Below are 25,795 nucleotides of genomic sequence, written 5' to 3' on the forward strand. Positions count from 1 at the left end.
CCTCCTGCGGTCGCTGAGCGGGCTCAGCGGCTCAGCTGCTGAGCGGGCTCAGCTGCGGCGCGACCTCCTCCGCAGGGTGAGGAACCCGCCGGCGACCATCAGCAGCAGCGCGGCCAGCAGGACCGGCGCGGTGTCGCTGCCCGTGAAGGCCAGCGGGCCACTGCCCGCGGTGCCGCTGTACCAGCCGCCCGAGCCCGAGCCGCCGTTGCCGCCGGCGCCGGGCGTGCCCGCGCCGGGCGTGCCCGTGCCGGGCGTCCCGGCACCGGGTCCGCCGGCAGCCGGCAGGTCGACGGCGAACTGGACCGGAGCCGAGGCTGCCGAGGCGACCCCGTCGGGCCCGGTCTGCGTGGCCGTCAGCGTGTACTCGCCCTCGGGCAGCCCGCCCAGCGGCGAGCAGGCCCAGGTGCCGTCGGCCGCGACGACCGTGGTGCAGAGCACCCGGGCGAGGATCCGCACGGTGACCGTGTAGCCCGGCGTCCCCGTGCCCGTGACGACCGGGTTCGGCGTCGTGACGACCTGGCCCTGCACGGGCGAGGTGACGACGGGCGGCGCGCCCGCCTCGGCGTAGACGAAGGGCAGCGGGGCGCTCGTGCCTGCGGCGTTCGTCACGGTGACGGTCGTGCTGCCCGCCGTGCCGGCCGGGGTCGTGAACGTCAGCGTCGTGCCGTCGGCCGAGATGCTGTCCGGCGTGATCGGGGCGGAGCCGCCGACCGAGACGGTCGAGCCCGGCGTGAACCCGGTGCCCGTCACGGTGACGACGGTGCCGCCGCCGAGGGGACCCGTGGGAGGCGTCAGCGACGTCAGCTGGGGAGCCAGCGCGGCCGCGGCCTGGTACGAGTACGTCAGCGGGGCGCTCGTGCCCGTGGCGTTCGTGACGGTCACCTGCACCAGCCCGGCGACGTGCGCCGGAGTGGTGAACGTCAGCGACGTGCCGTCGGCGCTGATCGTGGCGGGCGTGATCGCTGCCCCGCCGTCGACCGAGACCGTGGACCCGGCCGCGAAGCCGGTGCCCGTGATCGTCACCGTCTGGCCGCCGCCGACCGGACCGGAGCTCGGCGTGAGCGAGGCCAGCACCGGCGCCCCGGCGGGAGCCGCGACGTAGGTGAAGGTCAGCGGCGCGCTGGTGCCGCCGGCGGTGGTCACCGTGACCGGCACCGGTCCGGCCGTGTCGGCCGGGGTGGTGAAGGTCAGCTGCGTGCCGTCGAGCGAGACGAACGAGGGCGTCAGGGCGGCGCCTCCGTCGATCGAGACCGTCGTCGCGCCGACCACGAAGCCCGAGCCGGTGATCGTCACGACGGTGCCTCCGCCGACCGGGCCCGACGCGGGCGCCAGGCTCAGCAGCAGGGGCGCGGTGGACGCCGGGGCCAGGTAGGTGAAGGGCAGCGGGGCGGAGGTGCCCGCCTCGTTCGTCACCGTGACCTGCACGGGGCCCGCGGCGTGCGCCGGGGTCGTGAAGGTCAGCGACGTGCCGGCACCGTTGATCACGGGGGTGATCGGCGCGGAGCCGTCCACGGAGACCGTCGACCCGGGGGTGAAGCCGGTGCCGGTGACGGTCACCGTGGTGCCGCCTCCTGCAGGACCGCTGGTCGGCGACAGCGTCGCGAGCACGGGCGCGCCGACCGGGGCCGCCTGGTAGGTGAACGGCAGGGTGCCGCTCGTGCCTGCCGGGGTCGTCACCGAGACGTCGGCCTGTCCCACGGCGCCGGCCGGCGTCGTGAAGACCAGCGAGGTGCCGTCGGTCGAGACCGAGAGGGGCACGATGCCCGTCGTGGTGCCGACCGTGACCGTCGAGTCGCCCGTGAAGCCGGTGCCGACGATCGTGACGTCGGTGCCGCCTCCCGCAGGGCCCTCGGCGGGCGTCAGGCTCGTCAGCGTCGGTGCGACGACGGGCGCCGCCTGGTACGTGAACGTCAGGGGCGCGCTGGTGCCCGTCGCGTTCGTGACCGTCACGGGCACGTCTCCGGCGGTGCCGCCGGGGGTCGTGAACGTGAGCTGCGTGCCGTCGGGCGAGAGGGTGCCCACGATGCCCGTCGCGTCGCCGATCGTGATCGTCGACCCGGGGGTGAAGCCGGTGCCCGTGAGCGTCACCGAGGTGCCGCCCGCGGCCGGTCCGGCGTCGGGCGCGATGGCCGTCAGCACGGGCGAGCCCAGAGGAGGCGCGAGGTACGTGAACTCGAGGGGCGCGCTGGTGCCCGCCAGGTTGGTCACCGTCACGGCAGCGTCACCCGGGGCGCCCGGGGGCGTCGTGAAGGTCAGCGTCGTGCCGCCGACTCCGATCTCATCGGGGACGATGCCTGCCGTGCCGCCGATCGTGACCGTCGACCCGGGCAGGAAGGCCGAGCCCGAGATCGTGACGGAGGTGCCGCCGCCGGCCGGGCCGGACTCCGGCGTCAGCGACGTCAGGACCGGTGCGCCCGCCGGGGCCGCCTCGTAGGTGAAGGTCAGCGGCGCGGAGGTGCCGCCGTCGGTCGTCACCGTGACCGGCACGCCTCCGGCGACGTTCGCCGGGGTCGTGAAGGTCAGCTCGGTGCCGTCGTCGGAGACGTCGTCGGGCACGATGCCGGCCGTGCCGCCGATCGAGACGGTGGCGCCGGGCGTGAAGCCGGTCCCGGTGATGATCACCGGGGTGCCGCCGCCGACCGGGCCCGAGTCGGGCGCCAGCGTCGTCAGCACGGGTGCGGTGACGGGCGCCGCGACGTAGGTGAAGCCGAGCGGCGCGCTGGTGCCCGCGTCGTTCGTCACCGTGACCGTCACGGGACCGGCGACGTTCGCCGGGGTCGTGAAGGTCAACGACGTGCCGTCGTCGGCGATGTCGTCGGGCACGATGCCCGCGGACGCACCGATCGACACGGTCGACCCGGCCGCGAAGCCGGTGCCGGTGATCGTCACCGGGGTGCCGCCTCCGACCGGTCCCTCCACGGGGTCGATCGTCGCGAGCACGGGGGCGCCGGCGGGGGCCGCCACGTAGGTGAAGCCGAGCGGCGCGCTGGTGCCCGCGTCGTTCGTCACCGTGACCGTCACGGGCCCCTCGGCGTTGGCCGGGGTCGTGAAGGTCAACGAGGTGCCGTCGTCGGCGATGTCGTCGGGCACGAGGCCCGTCGTGTCGCCGATCGTGACGGTGGAGCCGGCCGTGAATCCGGTGCCGGTGATCGTCACCGGCGTGCCGCCGCCGACTGGGCCCTGGTCAGGGTCGATCGTCGTGAGCACGGGGGCGTCGGCCGGGGCCGGCAGGTACGTGAACGGCAGCGCGGCGCTCGTGCCGGCGGCGTTCGTGACGGTGATGCTCACGGGGCCCGCGGCGTTCGCCGGGGTCGTGAAGACCAGCTCGGTGCCGTCCGTCGAGATCGAGTCGGGCACGAGGCCGACCGTGTCGCCGATCGAGACCGTCGAGCCGGGCGTGAAGGCCGAGCCAGCGACGGTGACGACCGTGCCGCCTCCGACCGGTCCCTCGGCCGGGGTGGCCGAGATGAGCACCGGCGCGTCGGCCGGGGCAGGCAGGTAGGTGAAGCCGAGCGGCGCGCTCGTCCCCGCCAGGTTCGTCACCGTGACGGTCACGGGCCCCGCGGCGTTCGCCGGGGTCGTGAAGGTCAGGGTCGTGCCGGTCAGGTCGATCGAGTCGGGCACGAGGCCCGTCGTGTCGCCGATGCTGACGGTCGAACCGGGCAGGAAGCCCGAGCCGGTGAGCGTCACGACGGTGCGGCCGGCGACCGGCCCCTCGACAGGGTCGATCGTCGCGAGCACCGGAGCACCCGCAGGAGGCGCGGTGTACGTGAACGGCAGCGGTGCGGACGTGCCCCCCTCGGTCGTCACCGTGACGGTGACCTCGCCCGCGGCGTTGGCCGGGGTCGTGAAGGTCAGCTCCGTGCCGTCGTCGGAGACGGCGTCGGGCACGAGGCCCGTCGTGTCGCCGATGGTCACGGTCGAGCCGGGGGTGAAGCCGGTGCCGGTCACGGTGACGGGCGTGCCGCCCCCGGCCGGTCCCTGGGCAGGGTCGATCGTCGCGAGCACGGGCGCCGTCGGAGGTGCGGGCAGGTAGGTGAACTCGAGCGGGGCGGAGGTGCCGCCCGCGTTCGTCACCGTGACGGGCACGGTGCCGGCGACGTGCGCCGGGGCCGTGTACGTGAGCGAGGTGCCGTCGGCAGCGATCACCGTGGGCGTGATCGGTGCCGAGCCGTCGACCGAGACCGTCGAGCCGACCTCGAAGCCGGTGCCGGTGATCGTGACGGCGGTGCCGCCTCCTGCAGGCCCCTCGTCGGGGTCGATCGTGGCGAGCACGGGAGCGGCGAGGGGGGCGGGCTCGTAGGTGAAGTCGAGCGGGGCGGAGGTGCCGCCGTCGTTCGTCACCGTGACGGACACCGTGCCGGCGACGTGCGCCGGCGAGGTGTACGTCAGCGACGTGCCGTCGGTCGCGATCGTGTCGGGCGTGATCGGGGCGGAGCCGTCGACCGAGACCGTCGAGCCGGCGGTGAAGCCGGTGCCGGTGATCGTGACGGGGGTGCCGCCTCCTGCCGGACCGACCTCGGGCTCGATGTCGATCAGCACCGGCGCGGTGGCCGGGGCGGGCGTGTAGGTGAAGTCCAGGGGCGAGGACGTGCCGCCGGCGTTCGTCACCGTGACGGCGATGGTGCCCTCGACGTGCGCGGGCGTCGTGAACGTCAGCGACGTGCCGTCGTCGGCGAGCACGTCGGGCGTGATCGGGGCCGAGCCGTCGACCGAGACCGTGGAGCCGGCGGTGAAGCCGGTGCCGGTGATCGTGACGGAGGTGCCGCCTCCCACCGGGCCCTCGTCAGGCGTGATCGTGTCCAGGACGGGAGCGGCGAGCGGAGGCGCGAGGTAGGTGAACGTCTGGGGCGCCGAGGTGCCCGTGCCGTTCGTGACCGTCACCGGCACCGGGCCGGGGGCGTGCGCGGGCGTCGTGAACGTCAGCGAGGTGCCGTCCGTCGCGATCGTGTCGGGCGTGATCGGCTCGGACCCGTCGACGGAGACCGTCGAGCCGGCGGAGAAGCCGGTGCCGGTGATCGTGACGGGGGTGCCGCCTCCTGCCGGGCCCTCGTCCGGCGTGATGCCGGCCAGGACGGGCGCGCCCGCGGGCGCGGGCAGGTAGGTGAACGTCTGCGGGGCGCTGGTGCCCCCGCGCGTCGTCACCGTGACGGGCACGTCGCCGAGGGCGTGCGCCGGCGTCGTGAACGTCAGCGAGGTGCCGTCCGCGGCGATGCTGTCGGGCGTGATCGGCGCGGAGCCGTCGACCGAGACGGTCGAGTCGGCGAGGAACCCGGAACCGGCGACGGTCACCGTGGTGCCGCCTCCGACGGGGCCCTGCGCGGGCGTGAGGCCCGTGGTCGCGGGCACCGGGATGTAGGTGAAGGTCTGCGGGCCGGAGGTGCCGACCGCGGTGGTGACGGTGACCGGCACCGGGCCTGCCGCGTGGGCGGGCGTGGCGAAGGTGAGCGAGGTGCCGTCGCCCGAGACCGCCGTGGGCGTGATCGGCGCGCCGCCGTCGACGCTCACGCGCGAGTCCGCGGTGAAGGCCGAGCCGGTGACCGTGACGGCGGTGCCGCCCGCGACCGGGCCCTCGACGGGCGTGATGCCGGTGAGCGTCGGCGCGGCGAGCGGGCCGGCGTTCGGGCCGACCGAGGCGGAGGCGAGCTCCACGGCGGTGCCTGCCTGGAGGACGCCGAGCAGGCCGACGCGGAGGGCGCTCTGCGTGAAGGTGCCGCCGGCGGTCGTCTTGTTGTTGACGCGGAGCGACACGACGCCGGTGAGCGCGGTGGCGAGCGGGGTGACGACGGTGCCGCCGAGGCCCGAGATGACGGTGTTCACCGGCGCCACGACGGTGCCGATCACCGTGTTGAGGACCGGCGAGAGCACGGCGAGCGAGACGGGCACCCGCGCACCGAGCACGTTGACGGTCGCCGTGACGCCGTTGAGGCCGCTGGTGATCTGCGTCACCAGGGACTGCAGCGCGACCGTGAGGGCCGGGAGCAGCTGCGTCGTGAGCGCGGTCGTGATGTAGGGCGTCAGCTCGGTGCCGGCCGGCAGCGTGTTGATGTTCACGCCCTGCGTCGCGAGGACGGTCGGGACGTCGATCGTGATCGCGCCCGTCTGCAGGTTCGCGGTGATCGACCCGTCGGCGCTCGTCACGGTCGTGAGCGAGTTGCCGAGGGTGGTCAGGTTCGGCAGGCCCGTGACCTGGACGGTCGGTCCGAGGAGGCCGGTCAGGGTGCCGGGGATCGCGTCGACGGTGGGCTGCAGGCCCGTGAGGGTCGAGCGGAGGCCGTTGATCGTCGTCGCGAGGACCGGACTGGTGAGGCTGAGGTCGAGGTCGGCGATCTGGTACGCGCCGGTCTGGGCCCCGTTCGGCCCGGCGGCCTGAGCCGCGGTGGCCGAGAGCGCGCCCGTCGTGACGCGGAGGTTGGCGAGGGCCTGCGTGTTCACCAGGCGGCTGAGGTTGAAGCTGGCGTTCGCCTGCGGCACCCCGGCCTGGCCGCCGACGCCGATCGCGCCGGCGTTGGTCACGGCCCCGGAGGCGGCGGTCGAGCTGCCGTTGGCGTTCGCCTGCGCGTACTGGTTGACGGCGCCGACGGTGAGGAGGCCGTTCAGGCCGAGCAGCTGGATGCCGCTGCCGAGGTCGGCGCGGGCCGCGTTGAGCACCGTCACGTCGAGGGGCGTCGCCCGCGTCACCGGGGCAGGCTGACCCGTGTTCGTGGCCGCGGCGGGCTGCAGCAGCAGAACGTTCGCGAGGTCGAGCCCGAGGGCGGTGCCGTCCAGGAACCTGCCCTCCGCGATCGAGGCCGCCGGTGCGGCCGTGGCCGGGGCCGCGGCGAGCACGCTGCCGCCGATGCCGAGCAGGGCGGCCGTGAGCACGGCCACGCCCTGCTTCGCCCTGGAGTGGTGACGGTGCGCGGTCGGTCGCCCTTTTTCGGCGCGCGCGAGTGCTTCAGTCCTCATGGACTCGCTCCTGATCCTCATGGCAGCGGTGGTTGGCGCCTGCGCCGTCGGTTGGTGAGACCGAGGCAGCAGACTCGCTACCCGCCCGACGATAGGGCACGTCGGCGAGGATCGCTCGACCTATTTCGCCGCATGTCCCCCGATCCGGTCCATCGACCCCCGGAATGGGGGTCCGCGAGAGGGGTGCGCGGGCGGCCCGGGTGACCGGCCGTGCGCGCTGCGCGACGGGTCTCCCCGGTCACCGCCGTAGCGTGGTCCCGTGCACCCCCTCAGCGACCTGCGGCACGCGACGGTCACCGTCGTGGGGGCAGGCCAGGCCGGGCTGTCCGCGGCGCACCACCTGCGCCTCCGGGGGTTCGTCGCGGCCGAGGGCAGTGCGGGCTCCGGCTCCCGCTCTGGCTCTGGCTCTGGCTCTGGCTCTGGCCCTGGCTCTGCGGACACTGCGCCGACGTTCGTCGTCGTCGACGCCGGCGAGGTACCGGGAGGCGCGTGGCGGCACCGCTGGGAGTCGCTGCGGATGGCCACCGTCAACGGCATCTTCGACCTGCCGGGCATGGCGCTGCCGCCCGTCGACGAGTCCGAGCCGAGCCGGGTCGCCGTGCCGCGCTACTTCGCCGCCTACGAGGAGGCGGAGCAGCCGCGGGTGCACCGTCCCGTGCACGTGACGAGGGTCGCGGGCGTCGACGTCGACCCGGAGGGCCTGCTGCGGGTCGAGAGCGACGCCGGCACGTGGACCACGCGCGCGCTCGTGAACGCGACGGGCACCTGGGACGAGCCGGTGCTGCCGGACGTACCCGGCGCCTCCTCGTTCACGGGTCGTCAGCTGCACACACGCGAGTACGTCTCGGCGGCCGAGTTCGCGGGGAGGCGCGTCGCCGTCGTCGGCGGCGGCATCTCGGCGGTGCAGCTGCTCGACGAGATCAGCCGGGTCGCGACGACGCTCTGGTACACGCGGCGTGAGCCGGTGTTCCTCGACCACGACTTCACCTCGGGGTCGGACGGCGTCGACGTCGAGCGCCGGGTCACCGAGGACGCTGCGGCCGGCCGCCTCCCGGGCAGCATCGTGTCGTACACCGGGCTGATCTGGACCGGCTACGCCCGCGAGGCCGCGCGGCGCGGCGTGCTCGAGAGGCGTCCGATGTTCACCGCGATGGGGCCGCGGCACGTGGTCGAGGCCGACGGCTCGACGACGAGCGTCGACGCCGTGCTGTGGGCGACGGGGTTCCGGCCGAGCGTCGGGCACCTCGACGGGCTCGACCTGCGCGGGCCGCTCGGCGGCGTCCCGCTCGTCGGCACCCGGGCCGCCCGCGACCGGCGGGTGCACCTGATCGGCTTCGGGCCGTCGCAGTCGACGGTGGGCGCGAACAGGGCCGGCCGCGCCGCGGTCCGCGAGCTCGCGCGCGACCTGCTCGGCCCCGCAGGCTGACGCCGCCCGCCGCCCGCCGCCCGCGCCGTCGGCCGCCGCCGTCGCGGCGCGAACCTCCGCGAAAGCGACAAGCCGCCGCGGAACATCACGTCGCTTCGTCGCTCTCGCGGAGGGACGCTGCGCGACCGCGAAGGCGGTCGGGACGACCTCCTCCTGAGGTCCGTCGGGAGAGGGAGGACTCGACGCGAGCACCTGCCTAGCCTGGAGCGATGGACGAGGAGCGACCCGAGACGCAGGCCGGCGCGAAGGCCGCGGCGGAGGAGAAGAAGCGCAGCGACAACATCGGGATCGGGGTGGTGTTCGGCCTGCTCGGCCTCACGCTGTTCCTCGCGCTCGACACGCCGTGGGCGGGACTGCCGATGCTCGTCGTCGGCATCGTGTTCGTCGCTCAGGGACTCAGGGGCGGCAGGCGACGCCCCACGAACGACTGACGAAGCACGAGCGACTCGAGGCCTGAGACGCGAGACCTGAGCGACGCGGGGCCTGAGCGACGCGAGGCCAGGACCCCGGGCCGCGACGGGGGTCAGCCCTGCCGCAACCGGAACCGCTCGGGCGCGGGAGTCCCCGTCGCGACGCCGGCCAGCAGCTCGCCGAAGACGGCGCCGAACTTGAAGCCGTGCCCCGAGAACCCCGTCGCGACGGTGACGGAGCCGACGCGGTCGAGCACCGGGTCCTCCGTCGGCGTCGTGTCGTAGAGGCAGCTGATCGGCGCGAGCGTGTCGACGTCGACGCCGGGCACCCACGCGGCGACGTAGTCGCGCAGCACGGCCTGCCCCTCCGCGCCGGGCGAGGCCAGACGGGCGTCGGGGTGCACCTCGCGGCCGGTGCCGTGGGTGCCTACCTTGACGCCTTCGCCCGGGGTGAGCAGCCCGTAGATCGTGCTGACCCGGGCTCGCAGCGCCGGGTCGGTCGGGTGGTGGACGAAGCTCGGCCAGGCGTCGTCGGGCAGCTCCGTCGCGAAGTGGGCGGGCTCCTCCTGCGTGACCCTGACCTCGGGCAGCGACGCTCCCGCGCGCCTCACGAGGTCACCAGCCAGGTACCGCGCCCAGGAGCCGACCGCGAGCACGACGCTGGTCGAGACGACCGTCGAGGAGGCGCCTCCTGCGCCCTCGAGTCGGAGCACGACGTCGTCCCCCATCGTCTCGATCGCGGCCACGGCGGTGTCGAAGCGGAGCTCGGCGCCCGCGGCTGAGGCGCTGTCGAGCAGCGCCTCGGCGGCGTCGGCCGAGCGGACCCGGCCCGCCTGCGGGTGGAACAACACGCTCGTGTCGAAGCGGAGCCCCGGCCAGCGTGCGCCGGCCTCGTCGGGCGTGAGCCGCTCGTGGACGACGCCGCCGCGCTCGAGCGCCGCCTGGATCTCGTCGAGCGCGACCGGGTCGCCGTGGTCGAGCGCCCCCGTGAAGTCGAGCAGGGTGCGACCCGTCTCGGCCTCGAGTCCCTGCCAGGCCGTGATCGCGTCGCCCGTCAGCGCGACCCAGTCGTCGGCGGTGTACCCGCGACGGAAGATCCGGCTCGCTCCGTGCGACGACCCGCGGTCGTGGCCTCGGCCGAACTGCTCGACGAGCAGGACGCTCGCGCCGCCGCCGTCGCCTGCCCGTGCCAGCGCCCGCGCGGTCGCCGCCCCCATCACGCCCCCGCCGACGACGACGTGGTCGAAGCGCTCGGGGGCAGGTGCGGCCGGCTCGGCGAGTCTGGCAGCCTCGGCATGCTCGGCGGAGTCGGCTTCGGAGGCTGCGGCGGCGGGCTCAGTGCCGTCAGTCGTGGTCACGGGGCTCCTCGTGGTCGGATCGGCGGCGCCGGGGTCGGTGCCGGGCTCAGCGCGCGCGGCTGTCGGGTCGCGGTCGAACAGGACGTGCGTCACGATCACGGCTGCCGCGCTGAGCCCGCCCGTCCAGAGGGCGACCGACAGGTCCGACGGGACCGCCGCCTCCGGGTCCCGGAAGAGCTGCAGCTGTGCCGAGCACACGGCGAACGCTCCGAAGGCGAGGACGACGGCGGGCAGCGCTGCCCTCAGGCCCGACCCGGGCAAGCCGTTCCGGAACGCCGCGTCGATGAGCCACAGGATGCCGAACGCGGGCACCCCGGCCACCGCCGCACCACCGAGCGGACCCGTCAGGAGGGAGACGAGCACCGGCACGACGAGCGCCCACGGAGTCGCGACCGCGACGGCGGCGCCGACGACCAGCGCGTGGACCGCCGCCATGGCGACCGGCTTCGTGCTCCCCACGGCGACCTCCCCTGCCGACCCCCAGCGTAGCGACGCGCTCCAGGCCCGCGGCCCGCGCTCCGGCCGAGCTACACCCCTGATCCAGCGCTACACCCCTGGAACAGAGGGTGCAGCGCTGGTCCGGGGGTGTAGCTCGCGAGGCGACCCCCCGCGCACCCGCACCGGCACGACGAGCGGCGCCCCGGTCGACGGGTCGGGCACGATCGTGACCGGGTGCCCGTACACCTGCGACACCCGCTCGGCCGTGAGCACCTCGGCCGGGGTGCCCGCCGCGACGACGCGGCCCCGCTCGAGCAGCACGAGACGGTCGGCCCAGGCCGCCGCGAGGCTGAGGTCGTGCAGCACCACGACGACGGAGGCGCCCGCCGAGGCGAGGTCGCGGAGGGTGCCGAGCAGCTGCTCCTGGTGGCCGAGGTCGAGGGCGGCGGTGGGCTCGTCGAGCAGCAGCACCGGCGTCCGCTGCGCCAGCAGCCGGGCGAACGAGGCCCGGGCGCGCTCGCCGCCCGAGAGCGACGGGAACCGCCGGTCGCGCAGCGCCGTCGTGTCCGTGGCGGCGAGCGCCTCGTCGACGACGGCGTCGTCGCGGTCCGCCTCCGGGCTGCGCGACCACGGGGCACGGCCGAGCGCGACGACCTCCGCGACCGTGAACGGGAACGCGACGTGCGCCTCCTGCGTCATGACCCCGCGACGACGCGCCCGCTCACCGGAGCTGAACGAGCCGAGGAGGCGCTCGTCCAGCTCCACGGTGCCGCGAGCGGCCGCGACGTCGCCGGCCACGCAGCCGAGCAGGGTCGACTTGCCCGCGCCGTTCGGGCCGAGCAGGGCCACGACCTCGCCGGGACGGACGTCGAGGTCGACGCCGTCGAGGATCGTCGTGCCCTCGAGCTCGACCCCGAGGCCGCGGACGCGGAGGGCGGCGGCGGGGATCTCGCGCTCGCCCTCCGCACCACGGACGGTCGCACCACGGCCGGTCGCGCCTCGACGGCCGGTCGCACCACGGCCGGTCGCGGTACGGCCGGTCGTGCCTCCGCCGGTCGTGCCTCCGCCGGTCGCGCCTCCGCCGATCGCGCCTCCATCCGTCGCGCCTCCGCCGGTCGCACCTCCGCGGCTCATGCCCAGCCCCCAGCCCGACGCCGCGTGCGCCGCAGCAGCCAGAAGAAGAACGGCCCGCCGACCAGCGAGGTGAGCAGCCCGAGCGGCAGGTCGGCGTTCGGCACGACGACGCGCGCGGCGGTGTCGGCGACGAGCACGAGCAGCGCTCCGGCGACCGTGCTCGTGGCGAGCAGCCCGCCGTGCGACGGGCCGACGACCATCCGCAGCAGGTGCGGCACCACGAGCCCGACGAACGCGATGATGCCCGTGAACGCCACGCCGGCCCCGACGAGCAGGGCGACGAGCACGATGGCGACGATCCGGAGACGCTCGACGTCGACGCCCAGGTGCGACGCGCTCCGCTCGCCGAGGGCCAGCAGGTCGAGCTCGCGAACGAGCAGGGCGGCACCGCCGACACCCACCACGACGATCGGGAGGGCGACCGCGACGTCGGTCCAGAGCGCCCCGTTGATGCTGCCCATCTGCCAGAAGACGATCTGCTCCCGCGCCTGCGTGTCGGCGAGGAACGTCAGCAGCGCGATGCCCGCCCCCGCGACCGCGTTGACGGCGATGCCGGTGAGCACGAGCGTGACGACCTCGGTCTTCCCTCCCGAGCGCGAGAGGCCGTAGACGAGCAGCGTCGTCACGAGACCGCAGGCGAAGGCCGCCGTCGGCGTCACCCAGAGACCGGCCGACACCCAGCCGAACACGACCGTCGAGGAGGCGCCGAGCGCGGCCCCGGAGCTGACCCCGATCACCGCGGGCTCGGCCAGCGGGTTGGCGAAGACGGCCTGCATCAGCGTGCCGGCGGCGGCGAGCGCGGCGCCCACCACGAGAGCGAGGGCCACCCGCGGCAGCCGGATGCCGGTGACCACCTGGTCGACGAAGCGGGCGTCGGGGTCGCTGGGGGCGCCTCCTGCGCCCCAGGCCCTCAGCACCGCGCCGACGACGTCGCGCGGCGCGACCGGGTACTGGCCGATGCCCGCCGAGAGCACGGCCACGACGAGCACGAGCGCGAGCAGCACGACGAGGGTGAGGGCGACCAGGCGGCGGTGCCGGGTGCGGTGGCCGGTGCGGTGGGCCGTGCGCGGGTCGGCGCGGGGGTCTGCGCGCGGGTCTGCGTGGTGGTCGATGCGGAGGGACACGCGGTAAGGATAGCCTTACCTACATGCTGCCCCTCGACTTCCCGTGCTCGCCGCTGTCGCCGGCCCCCACCTCGGCGCCCACGGCGCCCCGCAGCTCGAGGCACGCTGGGCGGAGGCGGGCGGGCGTCGCGACCGCACTCGCCCTCGGCATCGCCCTCGTCACGACCGGCTGCACGTCGGGCGACGCAGCGAGCGGTGACGGGATCACCGGCGTCGGCACCGGCACCGGCACCGGCACAGCAGCCACCCCGCTCGACGAGCTCGACGTGCCCGCCGACCTGCGCACGCTCGAGGGCCCGTCGACCGCGGTGCTCGCCTCGGACGAGGTCGTGCCGCTCGTCGACCCCGGCACCGCGAGCCTCCCCGCCCAGGTGACGTCTCGCGACCTGACCGGCGACACGCCCCAGGTCGTCACCGACACGTCGCGACTGCTCGCCCTCGACATCTCGGGCGCGCTCGCGGCCACGGTCACGGGACTGGGGCTCGGCGACCTGCTCGTCGGACGCGACGTCTCGACGACCTTCGACAGCGCCGCCGACCTGCCCGTCGTCACGAAGGAGGGCCACTCGATCAACGCCGAGGCCGTGCTGGCGCTCGAGCCGACACTGGTGATCACCGACGGCAGCATCGGGCCGACGGACGTCGTGCAGCAGCTCCGCCAGTCGGGGGTGACCGTCGTCTACGTCGAGAACGAGCCGTCGCCGGCCGGGGCGGGCGACCTGGCACGCTCGGTCGGGGCCGCCCTCGGGGTGCCCGCGGCCGGCGAGGCGCTGGCCGACGAAGTGGACGCCCGCACGAAGGAGGTGCAGGCCCAGATCGCCGGGCTCGCCCCCGCCGCCGAGGCGGACCGGCTGCGCATCGCGTTCCTCTACCTGCGCGGCAGTGCGGGCATCTACTACCTGCTCGGCGAGGGGACGGGCGCCGACGCGCTGGTCGACGGGCTCGGCGGGGTCGACGTCGCGGCCGAGATCGGGTGGGTCGGCGCCAGGCCGATGACCGACGAGGCGCTCGTCGCGGCCGACCCCGACGTGTTCCTCGTGATGACGGGCGGACTCGAGAGCGCCGGCGGCGTCGACGGGCTGCTCGCGGCGAAGCCCGCCGTCGCGCTGACGGCGGCCGGCGAGCACCGGCGGTTCGTCGACATGGCCGACGGGCAGGTGCTCAGCTTCGGCCCCCGCACGCCGGAGGTGCTCGCGGCGCTGGCCCGCGCGGTCTACGCGCCCGGCCAGTGAGCCGCGCCCGGGCAGTCGGACGGGACCGAACGTCACGGTCCGGTAACGACGGAGGGCAATAGTTAGGTAAGCCTTGCCTTAATGAGGCTCACCTAAATACGGTGCAGGAGTCCCCGGCGGTCGAGTCCGACCTGCCCCTCCGACATCTCTGGAGCCCCTCTGTGACACCACTCCCGCGCGCCTCGGCGCGCCGCCACCTGTCCCTCCTCGTCGCCGCGTCGCTCGTGGCCGGCGCCGGCCTCGTCGGCCTCGCGGCCCCGGTCGAGCCCGCGGCCGCAGCACCGGTCGACGCGACCGCCGGCTCCCTCAGCTGGGGGATCGACGCCGACTACCGGATGGCCTTCGCGAACTACCGCACGGCCACGGCCCCCGCCTCGTTCGTCGACGACCTCGCGACCTTCCCGCTCTCGGGCGGCACGTGGGACGACGCGTCCCAGCAGGGCGAGCTCGCCTTCTCGGGCACCGCGCGCATCGGCTACGTGCTCGGCAGCGACGCCCAGGTCGGCACGGCCCAGGGCAACTACGTGCACCTCGGCTCCCCCACGGTCTCGATCTCCGGGGGCGTCGCCACGATCTCCGGCACCACCGCCGGCTCGTCGCACGACCTGAACCCGGCCCTGCCGACGGCGGCGAAGGCGACGCGCACGTTCGCGACGGTCGATCTCTCGGCCGTCCAGGCCGTCAGCACGCCGACCTCGGTCACCTGGACCGCCGCCCCCGCCGCGATCACCGCCCAGGGCGCCCAGGTGCTCGCGCTGCTCGAGGGCTCCGACGCCTCGCAGACGCCGCAGGTGCGTGCGACCGGCTCGTCGCTCGACCCCGTCACGATCACGGTCGACCGCACGCTCGCCGCCGAGCCGGAGCCCGAGCCCACCCCCGAGCCCGAGCCGACCCCCGACCCCGAGCCGACGCCTGACCCGACCGCGGACCCCGACCCCGTCACGACGCTCGACACGACCACGAAGGTCGCGGCGACGACCCCGGCCCCGGTCGTCGCGCCTGCCCCCTCGACCTTCACCGCGACGGTCGCCTCCGACGGCACGTCGACGCCCACCGGCGCCGTCGCCTTCAGCGCGACCCCGGCCGGTTCCACGACACCGGTCGACCTCGGCACCGCGCCCCTCGTCGACGGCGTCGCCACCCTGACGACGCCCCTCGCCCCCGGCGGCCACGCGATCTCGGCCGCCTACGCGGGCGGCACCTCCGGCAGCACCGCGTTCCGCGCCTCCTCGGCTCCGCTGATGGGCACCGGCCAGGGCGCGACCGCTGCGGCCAACTGGTCCGTCGTCGACGCGGCGCAGCCCACGGCCTGCACGCCGGGCAGCACGGCCGTCGCCACCTCCGACGATGTCACCGCCCGCTGGGGCTGGTCGGCCTACAGCTCCGGCTGGACCAAGACCGCAGGAGGCGGCATCTCGCTCGCCGAGGACGGCCAGACCTTCGCGCTCACCGGCGGCACCGCCACGGGCGACGCGGACTGCGTCGTCGTCGAGTTCACCGGCACGATGAGGGTCGCGGCCTACGCGAGCTTCTTCCCGCCCGCCGGCCAGTGGGTCGAGCTCGTCGACCCGTCGCTCGCGATCGCGTCCGACGGCACCGGCACCTGGAGCGCCGGCGTCCGCACCGGCGTCGGCACGGAGAGCGCCTCCGCACCGACCGAGACCGTCGTCGCGGCCGTGGCAGGGGCCTCGTTCCCCGACCTCGCCGCCGACGGAGAGCTCACCGCTCCCCTGGCCTATGAGGGCACGACCGCGCAGGGCACCTGGAGCCGCGACTTCGACGACGCCTGGTCGAACGCCTTCGTGCTGCAGGTCCCGAGCGCCGTGCGCGCCTTCTACTACACGTCCGGCACCACGGCCGCGAACGCGACCAAGCCGCCGTCGCCCGTCTCGCTCGCCTGGGGCGCCGCACCCGTGACGACGCCCGAGCCCGGGACGCCCGACCCCGAGGTCCCCGGCCCCGGCACCGAGCCCGAGGCCGGGCAGGGCAACCTCGCCTGGGGCTTCAAGGACTCCTGGCGCGGCTACCTCGCGACCATCGCGGCCGGCACGACGGCGGTCTCCGGAGGCGCCACCGTCGCCCCCGACGGACGCTTCGTCTTCGACCAGGTCGACGGCGGCGACTTCGACCCCGCCACGGGGCTCGGCACGATCCGCTACACGGGCGCCGTGCTCTTCACGAGCGCCTCGCACGGCTTCAGCATCGGCTTCGCCGACCCCAGGGTGACGACGACCGCCGACGGCGGCTCGGTGCTCACCGCCCGCACCTCGACGAGCGACACGGCCGGCCTCGGCTCGACCGAGCGGATCGAGCTCGTCCGCCTGGCACAGAGCACGGCGGTCCCGAGCGCGGCGAACCGGAGCACCGCGACCGGCGCTCCCGCCGTGAGCCTGCTCGCCGCGCTCGACGCCGCCGCGGCGCCGACCGCCCGCTGGGACTCGGTCGCCGGCACCTTCAGCGACACCCTGTCGCCCGCGGGCTGGGCGCAGTACCGCGGCCAGGCCGCCGACCCCGTCTCGTTCGGCTTCCGCACCGCGGTCGCCGAGCCCGGCGGCGACACGCCGATCGTCGCCCCGCTGCCCGGAGGAGGCGCGGGCACGGGCTCCGGGAACGGCGTCGTCCCGACCGGCACCGGCACGCCGACCGGCGCGGCCGCCGAGCAGGACCGCTGCGTCGCCCGCGCGGTCAGCGGCGCGACCCTCAGCTGGGGCGTCAAGGAGAGCTACCGCTCGTACATCACGGGACCGATCGCGAAGGGCGCGGTGTCCCTCGACGGCGTGACCACCGCCTCCGGCGGGGCCTATGCCTGGTCGGGCGGCTCGGGCTCGGTCAACACCGAGGCCGGCCGCGGCTCGGTGAGCTGGGACGGCGGAGTCCACTTCACCGGCCACGGAGGCTCGCTCGACATGACGATCTCCGCACCGCGCGTGCAGCTCGTCTCGGGCAGCCAGGCGACCCTCGTCGTCGACATGACGAGCAAGCCGCTCGCCGGCGGGGCCGCCGTCACGACGAGGGGCCTCGCCCTGGCGACCCTCGCCCTCGGCCAGGGCTCGCGCACGGCCACGGTCAGCGCCCTCGGCTGGTCGGGCGTGCCCGCCACCCTCACCGCGGCCGGCGCGGTCGCGTTCGGCGACTTCTACCAGGCGGGCGAGGCGCTCGACCCGGTGTCGTTCTCGCTGCCGCTCGGCGCGACCGTCGCGTGCGACGGCAGCACCGCCCCGGCCGGGTCCGCCCTCGCGTTCACGGGCGGGGACCAGGGCCTCGGCGGCCTGCTGCTCGGCTCGCTGCTGCTGCTCACCGGGCTCGGGGCGGTGGCCGTGCGCCGTCGTCGCACCGGTGCGCTCGGTGCGCTCGAGACCGCGCCTGCGCTCGAGGTCGCCCGTGCCTGAGGCTCGTGCCACAGGCGCCGCTCGGGCCGCAGGCGCCGCTCGGGCAGCGGGCGCCGCTCGGCGCCGCACCGCCGCGGTGGTCGTCGGGGCTCTCGCCTTGGCGGCCGCCGCGGCGGTGCTGCCGGCCCCCTCGGGGGCCGTGGCCGGTGCCGCCGCCGCGACCGGCGCCTCCTCGTGCACCGTCTCGGGGGCGACCCTGAGCTGGGGCGTGAAGGAGTCGTTCCGGTCGTACATCAGCGGCTCGATCGCCAAGGGCGCCTGGACGCCCGAAGGAGGCGCGACCTACGCGACACCGTCGTTCGGCTGGGCCTCCGGGGCCGGCCAGCTCGGCGACGGCCCGGCGGGCGACGTCACGACCGACGACGTCGCCTTCGTGGGCAGCGTCCGGTTCACCGGCCACCAGGGCGTGCTCGACACGACGCTCGCCGACCCGGTGCTGCGCTTCACGTCGCCCACCTCGGCCCAGCTGCTGCTCGACGTGGCCGGGACGACGCAGGAGGGGGTGGCCGTCAGCTCGCCGGACGTCCCGTTCGCCGACGTCGACCTCAGCGCCTCGCCCGTCGACCCCGGCACGGGAGCGCTCTCGTTCGCGGGGGCGCCGACGACGCTGACCGCCGAGGGAGCCGCCGCCTTCGGCAGCTACGAGCCGGGCACCGCGCTCGACCCGCTGACCGCGGACGTGCCAGTGGCCTGCACCGCGCCGGTCGACGCCGAGGAGGCGGCGGTCACCTCGGCCGACGAGGCCGACGCCACGCAGACGGCCACGTCCGCCCCCGCGGCGGCGGCGTCCGCGTCGCGGGACGCCAGCACCGATGCGGGCCCGACGCCCGCCGCCCTCGCCTGGTCCGCTGTCGCCGCGGCGGCGCTCCTCGGGGCGCTCGCGTGGCTCGTCGTGCGTCGTCGCCGGCTGGCCGCCAGCAGCTCCGCGGCCTCGGACGACGGCACCGGCGGCTCCAGCCCGGCCAGCTCCACCACCGCGCACGACGAGAAGGAGACACCGTGACCAGCACCGCCGTCACCACCGGGCCCGCGATCGACGCCACAACGACCGCACCGGCCCTCGAGCCCGACCTCGCCGTGCCCCCGTCGCCCGTCCCGTTCTCGGAGCTGCTGCGCACCCGCACACGCAGCGGGCACGGCACGAGCAGCCGGGCGGGCTTCATGGCCGACCTGATGCGCGGTACGTGCAGCAGGGACGATCTCGTCCGCCTCCTCGCCCAGTACTGGCACGTGTACCGAGCGCTCGAACAGGCGGCCGTCGGCGCGGCAGCGCACCCGGTCGCGGGCGCGTTCGTGACCGACCGGCTGACGCGGCTGCCGTCGCTCGAGGCCGACCTCGAGCACCTCGTCGGGCCCGCCTGGCGCGACCGCCTCGAGGCCGTGCCCGCCACGATCGAGTACGTCGGCCGCCTCCGGGGCGCTGCCGTCTCGTCGCCGACCGCGTTCGTCGCGCACCACTACACGCGCTACCTCGGCGACCTGTCGGGCGGGCAGCACATCGGCCGCGCCCTGCGGCAGCGCTACGGGCTGCCCGACGAGGCGACGACGTTCTTCGCCTTCGACGACGTCCCCGACCCGACCGCCTTCAAGGACGAGTACCGCGCTCGGCTCGACTCCCTCCCCTGGGGCGAGGCCGACGAGGAGGCGGTGGTCACGGAGGTGCTGCACGCCTACGACCTGAACACGCGCCTCCTGGCCGAGCTCGACGCCGAGCGCGGCCTCGACGCCGGGCCGGACCCGGGCGCTGCGGCGGGCCCGGTCGCCGGGCCGGACTCGGGCGCTGCGGCGGGCCCGGCCGCCGGGCCGGACTCGGGCGCTGCGGCGGGCCCGGCCGCTCCTGTCGCGTCGGGAGGCGCCTCGTGAGCCGCGCCGACGCCGACGCCGATGCCGACGCCGACGCCCGCCGGCTGCCCTTCGGCGACGACGTCGTCGAGGCGGTGCTGCGGCACATGCGCGACGACCACGCCTCGGACGGGGTGGTGATCGTGCGGCGGCACGGCGCGCCGGGGGCGACGGCCGCGCTGATGCTCGGGTTCGACGCGCTCGAGACGACCTGGTCCGTGACGGACGCCGACGGCACGGAGGGCGTGCTCACCGTGCCGTGGCCCGCGCCGATCACGGACCGCGCATCCGTCCGCCGCCAGGTGGTCGAGCTGTTCGACGGCCGCTGACGCGTCGGCGACCGCGCCCCCGGGCTGTCCCGACGCGAAAACGACAAACCTCCGCGGGGCCCCGCGTCGCTTTGTCGCTTTCGCGGCGCGACCCGCGCGGCGCGACCCGCGCGGCGCGACCCGCGCGGCGGCCGCGGCGCTACGCCGCGGCCGCCAGCGCGCCCCCGAGGAACTCGGCGAGCGCCGCCGTCGCCGACACCGACGACTCCCGCTCGACGTCCGGGTTGTAGTTCGTGTTCGTGTTGACGTCGTAGGGCACGACCCGGCCGTCGACCGTCTCGATGAACTCGACGCCGGCGACCTCGATGCCCTGCGCGGCGAGGAACGCTTCGAGCCGGACCACGAGCGGGTGCTCCGCCGTCACCGAGGGGCGCACCGCGAACGACGCCCAGGTCGCCGGGTCGGCGCCCGTCGGGACGACGCACGCGTCCGCCGGGCACAGCTCGAAGCTGCCGGCGGACGTGTCGACCCGCACCGCGTAGACGAAGCGCCCGCCCACGAACTCGGCGCGGGTGACGAAAGGCTCCTCGGCCTGCAGGTACTCCTGCAGCAGGGTGACGCCGTCGGCGGGCTGCTCGAAGTCGGGACCGTCGACGTAGGCGTCGAACGACTCGTGGTCGTCGAACCGGCGCACCCCGATGCCCTTGCCGCCCTGGTTGTGCTTCGTGATGAACGGCGTCGGCAGCTCCCGCGCCCGCACCTTCAGGTCGGCCGTGCCGAAGACCGCGACCGTCCGCGGGACGTCGAAGCCGTGCGCCGACAGCGCCAGGTACTGCGCGACCTTGCTCACCTCGAGCTCGACGACCCCGCTGCCGTTCACGACCCGGCGCCCGTGCCGCTCGGCCCAGCGCAGGGTCGCGCGCGCCACCTCCTTCGCGGTCGCCCTGCCGCGGGTGGCGGCCGACGCGCTCAGGCGCGACCAGAACACCCCCGCAGGAGGCGCGGCCGAGAGGTCGAAGGAGCTCCCGTCGAGCAGGTGCTCGGCGTGCGGCACCCCCGCCGCGTCGAGCGTTGCGAGCAGCGGCGGCAGCCACTCCTCGTTGTCGTGCAGCACGTGGACGACGGGTGTCGGGTCGGCGGTGTCCGGGTCGGGGGAACTCATCACCCCACCCTGCCCGCCGCCGCCGACACCCGCACGCCGGTGACGGTGCGTGACGGCGGCCGCCTGCCCGCCTGCCCGCCCGCCTGCCCGCCTGCCCACCTGCCCACCTCGAGCCGAGGCGAGTTGCCCCGATCCGCTGCCCCCGCGCCCTCGAGCCAGCAGATCGGGGCGACTCGTCGACCGCTACGGTCAGCTGCGGGCGCGCGGCGCCAGGCGCTCGAGCTGGGTCACGTGCCTCGGCTCCAGCTCCTCGAGCGAGTGCGCTCCGAGCAGCTTCATCGTCCGCACGACCTGGTCCGAGAGGATCTCGATCGTGCGGTCGACGCCCTGCCGCCCGCCGGCCATGAGCCCGTAGAGGTACGCCCGCCCGATCAGGGTCGTCTTGGCCCCGAGCGCGACGGACGCGACGATGTCGGCGCCGTTCATGATGCCGGTGTCGACGAGGACGTCCGTGTCCGCGCCCACCTCGCGCACCACCTCCGGAAGGAGGTGGAAGGGGATCGGCGCCCGGTCGAGCTGCCGCCCGCCGTGGTTCGACAGCACGATCCCGTCGACTCCCGCGTCCACGAACTTCTTCGCGTCGTCGACGCTCTGCACGCCCTTCACCGCCAGCTTGCCCGGCCACATCTCGCGGATGATCCGCAGGTCGTCGAAGCTGATCGTGGGGTCCATCGCCAGGTCGAGCAGATCGCCGACCGTCCCGCCGGTGGCGCTCAACGACGCGAACTCCAGCTTGTTCGTCGTGAGGAAGTCGTACCACCACCACGGTCGGGGCAACGCGTCGAGCACCGTCCCCAGCGTCAGCTGCGGCGGGATCGAGAACCCGTTCCGCTTGTCCCGGAGGCGCGCCCCCGCGACCGGGGTGTCCACCGTGAAGAAGAGGGTCTCGTACCCGGCGGCCGCCGCCCGCTCCACGAGGCCGTACGAGATGTCGCGCTGCCGCATGACGTAGAGCTGGAACCAGTTGCGCCCGTGCGGGTTGGCTGCCTTCACGTCCTCGATCGACGTCGTCCCCAGCGTCGACAGGGTGAACGGGATGCCTGCGGCCGCCGCAGCCGAGGCGCCGGCCGTCTCTCCTTCGGTCTGCATGAGACGGGTGAACCCGGTCGGCGCGATCGCGAACGGCATCGCCGACGGCGCCCCGAACACCGTCGCCGTCGTGTCGATGTCGGCCACGTCCCGCAGCACCTCCGGATGGAACTCGACGTCCTCGAACGCCTGCCGGGCCCGCGTGATCGAGATCTCCGCCTCCGCGCTGCCGTCCGTGTAGTCGAACGCGGCCTTCGGCGTGCGGCGCTTCGCGATCGTCCGCAGGTCCTCGATCGTCAGGGCGGCCTCGAGGCGGCGCTTGCGCCCGTCGAGCTCGGGCTTCTTGAAGCTCAGGTACTCGAGCAGCTCGACGGGCTTGGGGAACTGACGCTGGACCATGGTCTCAGCCTCTCTGCGAGGTGGGGGCCGCGGTGGTCCGCGGCTCGTAGCGGACGGGTGAGGAGCTGCGACGCACCAGGGCACGCAAGGACTCGAGGCTCCCGTGCACGAGCCCTGCGGCCCGCGCCTGGACGAGCACGTTGCCGAGCGCCGTCGCCTCGACCGGCCCGGCCAGCACGGTGCAGCCCGTGCAGTCGGCGGTCAACTGGCAGAGCAGCTCGTTCTGCGAGCCGCCCCCGACGACGTGCACGGTGCGAATCGTGCGGCCCGAGAGCCGCTCGGCATCCCGCAGCGTCTCGGCGTACGCGGCCGCGAGCGACTCGAGGATGCTGCGCACGGTCTCGGGGCGGCCCCGCGGCGGCTCCACGTCGTGCTCGACGCACCACGCCTCGATGCGCGCGGGCATGTCGCCCGGCGGGGTGAAGCGCACGTCGGTGGCGTCGAAGACGGCGACGGGCCGGGTCACGGCCGCCGCCTCGGCGAGCAGGGCCGCGAGGTCGCTGCTGCGCTCGGCGGCCGAGGTGCCCGAGCGGCTCCACGCACGCATCGACTCGCTCAGCAGCCACAGGCCCGACACGTTCTTGAGGAACCGCACCCGCCCGTCGACGCCGCCCTCGTTCGTGAAGCCGGCCGCACGGACGTCCTCGCCGAGCAGCGGTGACGGCAGCTCGAGGCCGACGAGCGACCACGTGCCGCTCGACACGTAGGCGGCGTCGTCGCCTGTGAGCGGCACGGCGACCACGGCCGAGGCGGTGTCGTGCGACCCGACCGCCGTGACCCCGAGCGACGCCGGGGCGCCGATCGCCGCGGCGACCGAGGGCAGCAGCGGACCGAGGGAAGCGCCCGGGTCGACGAGCGGCGCGAACAAGTCGGGCGTCAGCCCGAGCCGGCCCATCAGCTCGACGTCCCACTCCCCCGTCGCCGGCGACAGCAGACCCGTCGTCGAGGCGTTGGTGCGCTCGGTCGCGGCCGTGCCGGTGAGCCACCACGAGACGAGGTCGGGCACGAGCAGGGCACGATCGGCCGGGGCGAGGACGCCCGACGCCTGGTCGGCGGCGAGCTGGAAGACGGTGTTGAACGGCAGGTGCTGCAGGCCGGTGCGCGCGAAGAGCTCACCGGGCGGCACGACGGCGTGCACCGTCTCGACCCCCGCTGCCGAGCGCTCGTCGCGGTAGTGGTACGGAGAGCCGAGGAGGCGGCCCTCGCGCAGCAGCCCGTAGTCGACGGCCCAGGAGTCCACGCCGATCGAGGCCACGCCCGGCTCGTCACGGAGGGCCTGCGTCAGCCCCGCCGAGACCGACCGCCAGAGCCCCAGGACGTCCCAGTGCAGGCCGACCCGGCCCGCGCCTCCTGCGCCCTGCCCCTCGGGCAGCGTGACCGGGTCGTTCGCGAACCGGGCGACGTGCTGCAGCCGGACGCCGTCACGGTCGACGTGCCCGAGCACGACGCGCCCGCTCGTCGCCCCGAGGTCGACCGCGGCGACGACGCCTCCCGCGGGGCTCGAGCCGCCCTGGCTCATCGCAGGAAGGCCGCGGCGACCCCCGCGTCGACCGGCACGTGCAGCCCGGTCGTGTGCGAGAAGTCGCTCGTGCAGATGGCGTAGACGGCGGCGGCGACGTTCTCGGGCACGACCTCGCGCTTGAGGATGGTGCGCTGCGCGTAGAAGGCGCCGAGGTCCTTCTCGTCGACGCCGTAGGTCGCGGCGCGGTTGGCGCCCCAGCCGCTGGCGAAGATGCCCGAGCCGCGCACGACGCCGTCGGGGTTGATGCCGTTGACACGGATGCCGTGCTCGCCGAGCTCCGCCGCGAGCAGCCTGACCTGGTGGGCCTGGTCGGCCTTCGTCGCGCTGTAGGCGATGTTGTTCGGGCCGGCGAAGACCGAGTTCTTCGACGAGATGTAGACGATGTCGCCGCCGAGGCCCTGGTCGACGAGTACGCGGGCCGCGTTCTTCGCGACGAGGAACGAGCCCTTGGCCATCACGTCGTGCTGCAGGTCCCAGTCGGCCTCGGTGGTGTCGAAGAGCGACTTCGACAGGCTGAGCCCGGCGTTGTTGACGACGAGGTCGAGCCCGCCGAACGCCAGCAGCACCTCGGCGATCGACGCCTTCACCGCGGCCTCGTCGCTGACGTCGGCGGCGACGCCGCGGGCCACGTCCGGCCCGCCGATCTCGGACGCCGCGGCCTGCGCCTTGGCGAGGTCGAGGTCGGCGATCACGACGCAGGCCCCCTCGGCGGCGAGCCGGGTGGCGATGGCCTTGCCGATGCCCGACGCGGCACCGGTCACGAGCGCGACGCGGGTGGCGAGCGGCTTCGGCGCGGGCCGTCGCTGCAGCTTCGCCTCCTCGAGGGCCCAGTACTCGATCCGGAACTTCTCGGCCTCGTCGATCGGCGCGTAGCTCGAGACGCCCTCGGCGCCGCGCATCACGGCGATCGCGTTGACGTAGAACTCGCCGGCGACGCGCGCCGTCTGGGCGTCGCCGCCGTACGAGAACATGCCGACGCCGGGCACGAGCACGATCAGCGGGTCGGCGCCGCGGATCGCGGGGCTGTCGGTCGTCGCGTGCCGGTCGTAGTACGCCTGGTAGTCGAGGCGGTACTGCTCGTGCAGTTCACGGAGGCGCGCGATCGACTCCTCGACGGTCGCGTCGGCCGGCAGGTCGAGCACCAGCGGCCGCACCTTCGTGCGGAGGAAGTGGTCGGGGCAGCTCGTGCCGAGCGCCGCGAGCCGGGGGTGCTCGGTGCTGGCGAGGAAGTCGAGCACGACGTCGCTGTCGGTGAACGAGCCGACCTGCGGCCGGTCGTGCGACGCGATGCCGCGGACGACGGGTGCGAGCGCCGCGGCCTTGGCGCGGCGCTCGTCGACGGGCAGGGCCGCGTAGCCGGCGAGGGCCGGGCCGAAGGGCTCGGGCCGCGAGTGCTCGTCGAGCCAGGCCTGCGCGGTCTCGATGATCCAGCGCGAGGCCGCCTCCGCCTCCTCGCTGGTGTCGCCCCACGCGGTGATGCCGTGCCCGCCCAGGATCGTGCCGCGCGCCTCCGGGTGCTCGGCCTTGATCGCGGCGATGTCGAGGCCGAGCTGCCAGCCCGGTCGGCGCCACGGGACCCAGACGACCGCGCCGCCGAAGATCTCGGCCGTCAGCCGCTCGCCATCGGCCGCCGTCGCGATCGCGATGCCCGCGTCGGGGTGCAGGTGGTCGACGTGAGCGGCGTCGACGAGGCCGTGCATGGCGGTGTCTATCGACGGTGCCGCGCCTCCCTTGCCGTGCAGGGCGTAGTCGAAGGCGGCGACCATCTCGTCCTCGTGCTCGACCCCGCGGTAGACGTTCGCGAGCCCCCGCAGCCGGTCGAGGCGCAGCACGGCGAGGCCGTCTTCGGTGAGGGTGCCGAGGTCTCCCCCGCTGCCCTTGACCCAGAGCAGCTCGACCGGCTCGCCCGTCGCCGGGTCGGTCGCGGTGCCCTTGGCCGAGGTGTTGCCGCCGGCGTAGTTCGTGTTCGCCGGGTCGGCGCCGAGGCGGTTGCTGCGCGCGACGAGGTCGGCGGCGGTGCTGGTCGTGGTGCTGGTCACGAGGGAGGTCCGTTCGAGGTCAGGAGGAGCAGGTCGAGGAGGCGCGGGTCGGGTCGGGTCGCCGCGTGCGGGTG

Annotated in this window: 15 protein-coding genes; 7 read left to right on the forward strand and 8 right to left on the reverse strand. The window is 75.1% G+C overall.

Translation table 11 applies throughout. From position 1 onward, the window contains the following. Positions 1 to 48 precede the first annotated feature (48 nt). On the reverse strand, positions 49 to 6,948 hold the full coding sequence (locus EDF18_RS07070) for an IPT/TIG domain-containing protein (RefSeq protein ID WP_158614640.1): 6,900 nt from the start codon (positions 6,946 to 6,948) through the stop codon (positions 49 to 51). 517 nt (positions 6,949 to 7,465) lie between these two features. On the opposite strand from EDF18_RS07070, the gene EDF18_RS07075 reads away from it, so the two are divergent. Together EDF18_RS07075 and EDF18_RS07080 are read left to right on the forward strand one after the other, a co-directional pair. After that, complete coding sequence (locus EDF18_RS07075; RefSeq protein WP_233569014.1) at positions 7,466 to 8,374, forward strand: NAD(P)-binding domain-containing protein; 909 nt, start codon at positions 7,466 to 7,468, stop codon at positions 8,372 to 8,374. A 209-nt stretch (positions 8,375 to 8,583) separates the two neighbouring features. Further along, on the forward strand, positions 8,584 to 8,805 hold the full coding sequence (locus EDF18_RS07080) for a hypothetical protein (RefSeq protein ID WP_123546994.1): 222 nt from the start codon (positions 8,584 to 8,586) through the stop codon (positions 8,803 to 8,805). A gap of 92 nt (positions 8,806 to 8,897) precedes the next feature. Here EDF18_RS07080 and EDF18_RS07085 read toward each other — a convergent pair whose 3' ends face one another. From EDF18_RS07085 to EDF18_RS07095, 3 genes are all read right to left on the reverse strand, one after another. Then, positions 8,898 to 10,601, reverse strand: a complete 1,704-nt coding sequence (locus tag EDF18_RS07085; protein ID WP_233569015.1) for an FAD-dependent oxidoreductase — start codon at positions 10,599 to 10,601, stop codon at positions 8,898 to 8,900. Between the two features lie 87 nt (positions 10,602 to 10,688). Then, entirely contained in the window at positions 10,689 to 11,714 is a 1,026-nt protein-coding gene (locus tag EDF18_RS07090) for a heme ABC transporter ATP-binding protein (RefSeq protein ID WP_199732348.1), read from the reverse strand. Further along, a complete protein-coding gene (locus EDF18_RS07095; RefSeq protein WP_369878187.1) occupies positions 11,711 to 12,838 on the reverse strand; it encodes a FecCD family ABC transporter permease in 1,128 nt (375 codons plus the stop codon). Before EDF18_RS07095 ends, EDF18_RS07090 begins: the two co-directional genes overlap by 4 nt. Before the next feature lie 23 nt (positions 12,839 to 12,861). On the opposite strand from EDF18_RS07095, the gene EDF18_RS07100 reads away from it, so the two are divergent. From EDF18_RS07100 to EDF18_RS07120, 5 genes are all read left to right on the forward strand, one after another. Beyond that, entirely contained in the window at positions 12,862 to 14,070 is a 1,209-nt protein-coding gene (locus EDF18_RS07100; protein WP_123546996.1) for a hemin ABC transporter substrate-binding protein, read from the forward strand. Between the two features lie 161 nt (positions 14,071 to 14,231). Next, the gene (locus EDF18_RS16745) at positions 14,232 to 17,459 is read left to right on the forward strand and encodes an HtaA domain-containing protein (protein ID WP_123546997.1); all 3,228 of its coding nucleotides are present in this window, start codon (positions 14,232 to 14,234) and stop codon (positions 17,457 to 17,459) included. Beyond that, entirely contained in the window at positions 17,452 to 18,462 is a 1,011-nt protein-coding gene (locus EDF18_RS07110; RefSeq protein ID WP_158614641.1) for an HtaA domain-containing protein, read from the forward strand. The genes EDF18_RS16745 and EDF18_RS07110 overlap by 8 nt, the downstream gene beginning before the upstream one ends. Then, positions 18,459 to 19,322, forward strand: a complete 864-nt coding sequence (locus tag EDF18_RS07115) for a heme oxygenase (biliverdin-producing) (RefSeq protein WP_233569016.1) — start codon at positions 18,459 to 18,461, stop codon at positions 19,320 to 19,322. Before EDF18_RS07110 ends, EDF18_RS07115 begins: the two co-directional genes overlap by 4 nt. Next, complete coding sequence (locus tag EDF18_RS07120) at positions 19,319 to 19,630, forward strand: DUF2470 domain-containing protein (RefSeq protein WP_233569017.1); 312 nt, start codon at positions 19,319 to 19,321, stop codon at positions 19,628 to 19,630. The genes EDF18_RS07115 and EDF18_RS07120 overlap by 4 nt, the downstream gene beginning before the upstream one ends. 139 nt (positions 19,631 to 19,769) lie before the next feature. Here EDF18_RS07120 and EDF18_RS07125 read toward each other — a convergent pair whose 3' ends face one another. From EDF18_RS07125 to EDF18_RS07140, 4 genes are all read right to left on the reverse strand, one after another. Further along, positions 19,770 to 20,732, reverse strand: coding sequence for a RimK family alpha-L-glutamate ligase (locus EDF18_RS07125; protein WP_123546999.1), 963 nt, complete (start codon positions 20,730 to 20,732; stop codon positions 19,770 to 19,772). Positions 20,733 to 20,921: 189 nt separating this feature from the next. Next, positions 20,922 to 22,160, reverse strand: coding sequence for an alpha-hydroxy acid oxidase (locus EDF18_RS07130; protein WP_123547000.1), 1,239 nt, complete (start codon positions 22,158 to 22,160; stop codon positions 20,922 to 20,924). Between the two features lie 4 nt (positions 22,161 to 22,164). Further along, positions 22,165 to 23,679 (reverse strand): rhamnulokinase family protein, encoded by a 1,515-nt coding sequence (locus EDF18_RS07135; protein ID WP_123547001.1) that lies wholly within the window; start codon positions 23,677 to 23,679, stop codon positions 22,165 to 22,167. After that, positions 23,676 to 25,721 (reverse strand): bifunctional aldolase/short-chain dehydrogenase, encoded by a 2,046-nt coding sequence (locus tag EDF18_RS07140; RefSeq protein WP_123547002.1) that lies wholly within the window; start codon positions 25,719 to 25,721, stop codon positions 23,676 to 23,678. Before EDF18_RS07140 ends, EDF18_RS07135 begins: the two co-directional genes overlap by 4 nt. Between the last annotated feature and the right edge of the window lie 74 nt (positions 25,722 to 25,795).

Source organism: Frigoribacterium sp. PhB107 (assembly GCF_003751515.1).
GTDB lineage: Bacteria > Actinomycetota > Actinomycetes > Actinomycetales > Microbacteriaceae > Frigoribacterium.

What these genes read in the sequence shown, in the direction of transcription:
- EDF18_RS07070 (WP_158614640.1), bottom strand. Translation starts at nt 6,948, where the DNA reads ATGAGGACTGAAGCACTCGCGCGCGCCGAAAAAGGGCGACCGACCGCG.
- EDF18_RS07075 (WP_233569014.1), top strand. Translation starts at nt 7,466, where the DNA reads ATGGCCACCGTCAACGGCATCTTCGACCTGCCGGGCATGGCGCTGCCG.
- EDF18_RS07080 (WP_123546994.1), top strand. Translation starts at nt 8,584, where the DNA reads ATGGACGAGGAGCGACCCGAGACGCAGGCCGGCGCGAAGGCCGCGGCG.
- EDF18_RS07090 (WP_199732348.1), bottom strand. Translation starts at nt 11,714, where the DNA reads ATGAGCCGCGGAGGTGCGACCGGCGGAGGCGCGACGGATGGAGGCGCG.
- EDF18_RS07100 (WP_123546996.1), top strand. Translation starts at nt 12,862, where the DNA reads ATGCTGCCCCTCGACTTCCCGTGCTCGCCGCTGTCGCCGGCCCCCACC.
- EDF18_RS07125 (WP_123546999.1), bottom strand. Translation starts at nt 20,732, where the DNA reads ATGAGTTCCCCCGACCCGGACACCGCCGACCCGACACCCGTCGTCCAC.
- EDF18_RS07130 (WP_123547000.1), bottom strand. Translation starts at nt 22,160, where the DNA reads ATGGTCCAGCGTCAGTTCCCCAAGCCCGTCGAGCTGCTCGAGTACCTG.
- EDF18_RS07135 (WP_123547001.1), bottom strand. Translation starts at nt 23,679, where the DNA reads ATGAGCCAGGGCGGCTCGAGCCCCGCGGGAGGCGTCGTCGCCGCGGTC.